The organism is Streptomyces hainanensis (genome assembly GCF_004348415.1).
GTDB lineage: Bacteria > Actinomycetota > Actinomycetes > Streptomycetales > Streptomycetaceae > Streptomyces > Streptomyces hainanensis.
The window spans coordinates 1-7,505 of the sequence record NZ_SMKI01000396.1; the positions used below are offsets into that span (position 1 = coordinate 1).

6 protein-coding genes are annotated in these 7,505 nt (G+C 74.9%); all 6 read left to right on the forward strand.

Annotation, left to right across the window (positions count from 1 at the left end; all coding sequences use genetic code 11):
* Window positions 1-1,647, forward strand: a 1,647-nt coding sequence (locus E1283_RS28040; protein ID WP_132820958.1) for a prolyl oligopeptidase family serine peptidase, incomplete at its 5' end; no start/stop codon positions are given.
* A 141-nt stretch (window positions 1,648-1,788) separates the two neighbouring features.
* Window positions 1,789-2,205, forward strand: coding sequence for a CBS domain-containing protein (locus E1283_RS28045; protein WP_132820959.1), 417 nt, complete (start codon window positions 1,789-1,791; stop codon window positions 2,203-2,205).
* Between the two features lie 180 nt (window positions 2,206-2,385).
* Window positions 2,386-3,837 carry a family 16 glycosylhydrolase gene (locus tag E1283_RS28050; protein WP_132820960.1) on the forward strand — a complete coding sequence of 484 codons (1,452 nt, stop codon included), beginning with the start codon at window positions 2,386-2,388 and terminating at the stop codon, window positions 3,835-3,837.
* Window positions 3,838-3,897: 60 nt separating this feature from the next.
* Window positions 3,898-4,245: a lipopolysaccharide assembly protein LapA domain-containing protein gene (locus tag E1283_RS28055; RefSeq protein WP_132820961.1), complete on the forward strand. Its 348-nt coding sequence runs from the start codon at window positions 3,898-3,900 to the stop codon at window positions 4,243-4,245.
* 115 nt (window positions 4,246-4,360) lie between these two features.
* Complete coding sequence (locus E1283_RS28060; protein ID WP_132820962.1) at window positions 4,361-6,370, forward strand: DUF5107 domain-containing protein; 2,010 nt, start codon at window positions 4,361-4,363, stop codon at window positions 6,368-6,370.
* A gap of 356 nt (window positions 6,371-6,726) precedes the next feature.
* On the forward strand, window positions 6,727-7,488 hold the full coding sequence (locus tag E1283_RS28065; RefSeq protein WP_132820963.1) for a DeoR/GlpR family DNA-binding transcription regulator: 762 nt from the start codon (window positions 6,727-6,729) through the stop codon (window positions 7,486-7,488).
* Window positions 7,489-7,505 lie beyond the last annotated feature (17 nt).

Consider the following 7,505-nt stretch of genomic DNA (forward strand, 5'->3'; position numbering starts at 1 on the left):
CCCCGCCCCCTCACCCCGGTCTCGGCGGTCGGCGGCGGCCTGCGCTGGGCCGACCCGGTGCCGCACGGCGACGAGGTGTGGTGCGTGCTGGAGGAGTTCACCGGCGAGGGACCAGGGGACGTGCGCCGGGTGCCGGTCGCCGTGCCCCTCGACGGGTCCGCCGCCGACGACCGCTCCCGGGTACGCGAACTGACCGCGGCGACCCACCGCTTCGTCACCGGCCCCCGCCCCTCGCCGGACGGCCGCCGCGCCGTCTGGCTGGCCTGGGACCACCCGAGGATGCCGTGGGACGGCACCGAGCTGCGGATCGCCGAGATCGCCGCCGACGGCCTGCTGACCGACGCCCGCACCCTCGCCGGCGGCCCCGACGAGTCCGTCGTCCAGGCCGAGTGGGCGCCGGACGGCGCCCTGCTGGCCGTCACCGACCGCTCCGGCTGGTGGAACCCGCACCGCGTCGACCCCGACACCGGACACGCCGTCAACCTCTGCCCGCGCGAGGAGGAGTTCGGCGACGCGCTGTGGAAGCTCGGCCACCGCTGGTTCGCGCCGCTCGCCGACGGCACGGTCGCCGTCGTCCACGGCAGGGGCACCGCACGGCTCGGCATCCTCGACCCGGCCACCGGCGAACTGGCCGACGCGGCCGGGCCCTGGACCGAGTGGTCGCCGGCACTCGCCGTGCGGGGCACCCGGGTCGCCGGCATCGCCGCCGCCCCGCACCGGCACCACGAGATCGTCTGCCTCGACACCGCGAGCGGGCACACCCGGGTGATCGCCGAACCCCACCACGACGCCGTCGACCCCGCCTACTACCCGCGTCCCAGGGCCCGTGTCCTCACCGGCCCTGACGGTCGCGAGATCCACGCCCAGCTCTACCCGCCGCACCACCCGGACGTCACGGGCCCGCCCGACGAGCGCCCGCCGTACGTCATCTGGGCACACGGCGGGCCGACCTCCCGCGCCCCGCTGGTGCTCGACCTGGAGATCGCCTACTTCACCTCCCGCGGCATCGGCGTCGCCGAGGTGAACTACGGCGGCTCCACCGGCTACGGCCGCGCCTACCGCAACCGGCTCCGCGAGCGCTGGGGCGTGGTCGACGTCGAGGACTGCGCCGCGGTGGCGGCCGCGCTCGCCGACGAGGGCGCCGCCGATCCGCGGCGGCTGGCCATCAGGGGCGGCAGCGCCGGCGGCTGGACGACGGCCGCCGCGCTGGTCTCGCCGGCCGCCGAGGGGCGGTTCGCCTGCGGCGTCATCAGCTACCCCATCCTCGACCTCACCGGCTGGGCGGGGGACGAGACCCACGACTTCGAGTCCCACTACCTGGAGTCCCTGATCGGCCCGCTCGACAAGGTGCCGGAGCGCTACCTGGACCGCTCGCCGGTCAACCGCGCCGACCGGGTCAGGGCGCCTTTCGTGCTGCTCCAGGGCCTGGACGACGTGATCTGCCCGCCGGTCCAGGCCGAGCGGATGCTGGCCGCGGTGGCCGGGCGCGGCGTCCCGCACGCCTATCTGGCCTTCCCCGGCGAGGGGCACGGCTTCCGCCGCGCGGACACCATCCGCCGGGCCGTGGAGGCGGAGTTGGCGCTCTACGCGCTGGTCTTCGGCATCGAGGCGGGGGCCGGGGTGCCGCCGCTGGAGCTCAGGAGCTGACCCGACTGTCAGTGGGCCGTGACACTCTGTGATCGGTGGTCGTCGTCGGCGACCACCAGGTCGCCCGAATGGCGGGCGGCCGCGAGAGCGGAGACGATGGCGGGAGAGCAATGCGGACATACCCGAACGAGGAGGGACGCCATGACCACGGCCGCCGACATCATGAGCCCCGGCGCCCACTGGATTCCCGCCACCGAGACCCTTGACCGTGCCTCGCAGCTGATGCGGGAGCACGAGCTGGGGGCGCTGCCGGTGAGCGACCAGAACGAGCGGATGTGCGGCATCCTGACCGACCGCGACATCGTGGTGAAGTGCGTGGCCGCCGGCCGCGACCCGTCACAGATCACGGCGGGCGAGCTGTGCGAGGGCACGCCGCGCTGGATCGCCAGCGACGCGGACGTCGACGACGTCCTCCAGGAGATGCAGAGCAACCAGATCCGCCGGCTGCCGGTGATCGACGGGAACAAGCGCTTCGTCGGCATGATCAGCGAGGCCGACCTGGCCAAGACCCTGACCGACGACCAGCTGGCCCAGTTCGTCGAGCGCGTCTACGCCTAGGCCTCTTCCTGGCGGCCGGCCCGGCCGGCGGGGCACCGCCCGCCGGCCGGGCCGCCGCAGGTCAACCCGTCGTGCCGCCGCGGGCGTTGACGGGCCGGGTGGTGGGCCTTATAAGAGGGGCCGAGAGACTGTCTGAGAGCGCTCTCAGTCGCCCGTCATCCCCCACCGGAAGGCGCTCGCATGAGCTCGATCCACTCCCCGTCGCGCGCGACGGCGCCCGTCACCCGGTTAGCCGGCGTCTGCCTGCTGCTGGTCGCCGGGCTGCTCGCCTCGGTCACCGGCGCCTCCCCGGCGCGCGGGGCCGTGCCGACCCCGGCCGGCTGGAACCTGGCCTGGAGCGACGACTTCAACGGCACCGCCGGCTCGCTCCCGTCCAGCGCCAACTGGCAGATCGACACCGGCCACTCCTACCCCGGCGGCCCGGCCAACTGGGGCACCGGCGAGATCCAGAACTACACCTCGTCCCCCGACAACCTCAGCCTCGACGGCAGCGGCAACCTCCGCATCACGCCGTTGCGCGACGGCGCGGGCAACTGGACGTCGGCCCGCATCGAGACCCGCCGCGCCGACTTCACGGCCCCCGCCGGCGGCACCCTCCGCATCGAGGGCCGGATCCAGATGCCCAACGTCACGGGCGAGGCCGCCCTCGGCTACTGGCCCGCGTTCTGGGCCCTCGGCTCGCCCTACCGGGGCAACTACTGGAACTGGCCGGGCATCGGCGAGTTCGACGTCATGGAGAACGTCAACGGGCTCAACACCGTCTGGGGCGTGCTGCACTGCGGCACCGCGCCCGGCGGCCCCTGCAACGAGAACAACGGCCTCGGCAACAGCCGTGCCTGCCCCGGCGCCAGCTGCCAGTCCGCGTTCCACACCTACCGCTTCGAGTGGGACCGCAGCGTCACCCCCAACGAGCTGCGCTGGTACGTCGACGACCAGCTCTACCACACGGTCAGCCAGGCCCAGATGGACGCGGCGACCTGGTCCAACATGACCAGCCACGCCGGCTACTTCATCCTGCTCAACGTCGCCATGGGCGGCGCCTTCCCGGACGGCGTCGCGGGCCGTGCCACGCCCGTCGCCAGCACCGTGCCGGGCCGCCCGATGCTGGTCGACTACGTCGCCGTCTGGACCAGGGGCGGCGGCACCACCCCGCCGCCCACCGGCGGCGGCACCCTCCACCTGCGCGGCGACAACACCCTGGGCTCGGCCGGCGGCTCCGCGAGCACCGCCACGCTCGCCTCGGCCGGCGGCGTCAACCGCGACGGCACCCCCTACCAGGCGCAGACGTTCACCGCCAACGGCGTCACCGGCGCCTACACCGGGGGCTCCACCGCCTTCGACCTGCTGGTCGACGCCGGCACCACGATCGCCAACGGGCAGCAGGTGCGGGTCTCCTACGACCGCACGAGCGACGGCAGCTGGGACCGGGTGGAGACCTACCGGTACTTCGCCTCCGACCCGGTGCCCGGCTACGAGCACTACACCCAGACCGCCGGCCTCACCTCGTCGACCGGCAGCCTGGGCGACATGACCAACGGCCGGGTCCGCGTCGAGGTGTGGAACGCCATCGGCAACGGCGCGAGCACCCTCGGCACCGGCAACCAGTCCACGGTCACCATCCCCATCCGCTGACCGTCGGGGCGGCGGGCGGGCCGACGGGCGCGAACCCGGGCCCGCTCGCATGCTGGAACCATGAGTCCCGAAGCGAACGACCAAGGGCCGAACGACCCCCGGGCCGGCGGCGGCGCCGGCGGCCCCGACCCCGGCACGACGGGTGCCGGCACCGGCACCGGCACGGACACGGCGTCGGGGCGCGCACCCGGCCCCGGCTTCTGGAACACCAGCCGGGTCATCGCCGCCCTGATCAGCGTCCTCGTCCTGGTCTTCATCTTCCAGAACACCAGGACCACCAAGGTCCACCTGCTGATCCCCGAGGTGCGCCTGCCCCTGTGGGTGGTGCTGCTCGGCACCGCCATCCTCGGCATGCTCGCCGGCATGTTCTGGAGCCACCACCGCCGCAAGCGGCGCGCCCGCCGCTAGCGTCGCCGCCACGGCACCCCCGCCCCCTGTTCACCCGACCGGCTCAACGTGTCCAATGGTGATCACGCGGCCGACCGGCGGCGCCCGGAGCGCGACGGGAGCATGGGGAGCGAGCATGGCGGCATCCACGGCACAGAACACCACCGGCGCGACCGGCCGCACCACCACCAACACCACCATCAGACGCGACACCCGCACCCTCCCGGCGGCCGCCCTCGGCCCGGAGAACCCGCTGCCCCCGCTGCTGCCCCGCAACGACCCGCACCGCGTGAGCGAGGAACAACGCGCCACCCTGCCCGCCGAGATGGCCCGCCAGATCGGCTACGCGCCGCTCACCACCGTGCTGCCCACCCGGATCAGGGACGGCTACACCAGGGAGCGCGTCCCCACCGCCGTCGACGTCATCGTCATCGAGAACGACCGGCTGCGGGCCACCGTCCTCCCCGGCTACGGCGGCCGCGTCCACTCCCTGCTGCACAAGCCCACCGGCCGCGAACTGCTCTACACCAACCCGGTACTCCAGCCCGCCGACTTCGCGCTCAACGGCGCCTGGTTCTCCGGCGGCATCGAGTGGAACATCGGCGCCACCGGGCACACCACCCTCTCCTGCGCGCCGGTGCACGCCGCCGTCGTCCCCGCCCCCGACGGCGGTCCGATGCTGCGCCTCTGGGAGTGGGAGCGGCTGCGCGACACCCCCTTCCAGGTCGATCTGTGGCTGCCCGAGGGATCCGACTTCCTCCACGCCGGCGTCCGGATCCGCAACCCGCACGAGACCACCGTCCCCGTCTACTGGTGGTCCAACACCGCCGTGCCCGAGACCGAGGGCACCCGGGTCCTCGTCCCCGCCGAGCAGACCTGGCACTTCGGCTACCAGCGCGGCCTGCGCCTCATCCCCACCCCCCGCTGGGAGGGCACCGACCACAGCTTCCCGCTGCGCGGCACCTACCCCGCCGACCACTTCTACGAGGTGCCGGCGGCCGCCAGGAAGTGGATCGCGGCGCTGGACGAGACCGGCACCGGCCTGGTGCAGACCTCCACGGGGGCGCTGCGCGGCCGCAAGCTGTTCGTCTGGGGCGCCGGCCCCGGCGGGCGGCGCTGGCAGCGCTGGCTGACCGAACCCGGCAGCGCCGGCTACGCCGAGATCCAGGCCGGCCTCGCCCGCACCCAACTGGAACACGTGCCGCTGCCGGCCGGCGCCGAGCTGAGCTGGGTCGAGGCGTACGGGCCGCTCTCCGCCGACCCGGCCGCGACGCACGGCCCCGACTGGGCACGGGCCCGCGCCGAGGCCGAGGAACGGCTGACCGAGGCGCTGCCGGCGGCCGAGCTCGACGCCGCCCACGCGGCCTGGCTGCCGCACGCCGACCTCGCCCCGACCGAGACCCTGCACGCCGGCTCCGGCTGGGGCGCCCTGGAGGTGGCCAGCGGCGGCCACGAACTGCCCGGCACCCCGTTCGACCCCGGCACGCTCGGATCGGAGCAGCGCCCCTGGCTCGAACTGCTCGACGCCGGCCGGTTCCCCGAACCGGCGGCCGGCGCCGTGCCGGGCCCGTCGCTGGTCTCGCCCGCCTGGCGCGACCGTCTCGAGTGCGCGCCGGGCGGCCCGCTGACCGACTACCACCTGGGCGTCGCCCAGTGGCACGCCGGCGACCGTGCCCAGGCGCGGCGCAGCTGGGAGCGGTCGGTCGCCGCCGCGCCGAGCCCGTGGCCGCTGCGCTGCCTGGCCGTCGCCGACGGCTGCGAGGGCCACCTGGACGCGGCGGCCGAACGGGCCGGCCGGGCGCTCGACCTGGCCCTCGACGCGGCCGCGCCGGCCGCGCCGGCCGCCGCGCTCGCGGCGCTCGCCAGGGAGGCGGTGCCGGCCCTGCTGGCCGCCGGCCGGGCCGCCGAAGCCGGCCGCGCCCTCGACCGGCTGCCGGCGGCGATCCGCGCCGCCGGCCGCTTCCGGCTCCTGGAGAGCCGCGTCCTGCTGGCCCAGGGCCGACAGGACGCGGCCCGGGCGGTCTTCGAGGCCGGCTTCGAGGTGGCCGACCTGCGGGAGGGCGACGAGGCGCTGACCGAGACCTGGGCGGCGCTGACCGACGACCCGCTCCCCGAGCACTACGAGTTCCGCATGCGGCCGTCCTGACGATCCGTCGCACGGGGGTGCCGGCCGGCCGCGTCGCGGGTGACGAGCCGCCCGGGCCGCGCCCGCCCGGCGGCCCGGGCCGGGCCGCCCGCCGCGTGGCAACGGGCGCCGAACGGGCATCCGTGGTCCGGGAGCGGGCCCGTGTCCCGAAGGGCCTTCCGGCCGCCTGGGCGCCGTAGCCACCGTTCAGCGGCTTCCACCGCCCCCAGCCGGTGTCTTCGCCAAACGGTCACATCCGGGCAGGATCCTCCCTACCTCATGACTGTTCAGACTTGTACCACGGCGGTAGAACTCTCCGTGCGGGCCCAATCGGGCATACGTGAGGACAGATTCGGACCGGCTGTGGGGAGGCAGGCATGTCCGCGGAGGAGCGTCAGCGTGCCATCGTGGGCGCGGCCCGGCGGGCCGGCTCCGTCGAGGTCACCGACCTCGCGAGAGAACTCGGCGTCGCCAAGGAGACCGTCCGCCGCGACCTGCGGGTACTGGAGGCGCACGGCCTGCTGCGCCGGACCCACGGCGGCGCCTACCCCGTGGAGAGCGCGGGGTTCGAGACGACCCTCGCGCTGCGCGCCACCCGGCACGTGCCGGAGAAGCGGCGGATCGCCACCGCCGCGGCCGAACTCACCGGCGAGGCCGAGACCGTGTTCATCGACGAGGGCTTCACCCCGCAGCTCATCGCCGAGAACCTGCCGCGCGACCGCCAGCTCACCGTGGTCACCGCCTCGCTCGCGGTCGCCGGCCAACTCGCCGCCGTCGACGGATTCACCGTGCTGCTGCTCGGCGGCCGGGTGCGCGGCGGCACCCTCGCCACCGTCGACCACTGGACCGCCAGGATGCTCGCCGGCTTCGTCATCGACCTGGCGTTCATCGGCGCCAACGGCATCTCCCGCACCCACGGCCTGACCACCCCGGACCCGGCCGTCAGCGAGGTCAAACGGCAGGCCGTCCTCGCCTCCCGGCGCCGGGTGTTCGCCGGCATCCACACCAAGTTCGGCGCCGCCGGCTTCTGCCGCTTCGCCGACATCCACGACCTGGACGTGATCGTCACCAGCACCAACCTCAGCTCGGCCGAGGCCCACCGCTACTCGCTCCAGGGCCCGCAGGTCATCCGGGTCTGACCCGAACGCCCCCGCAC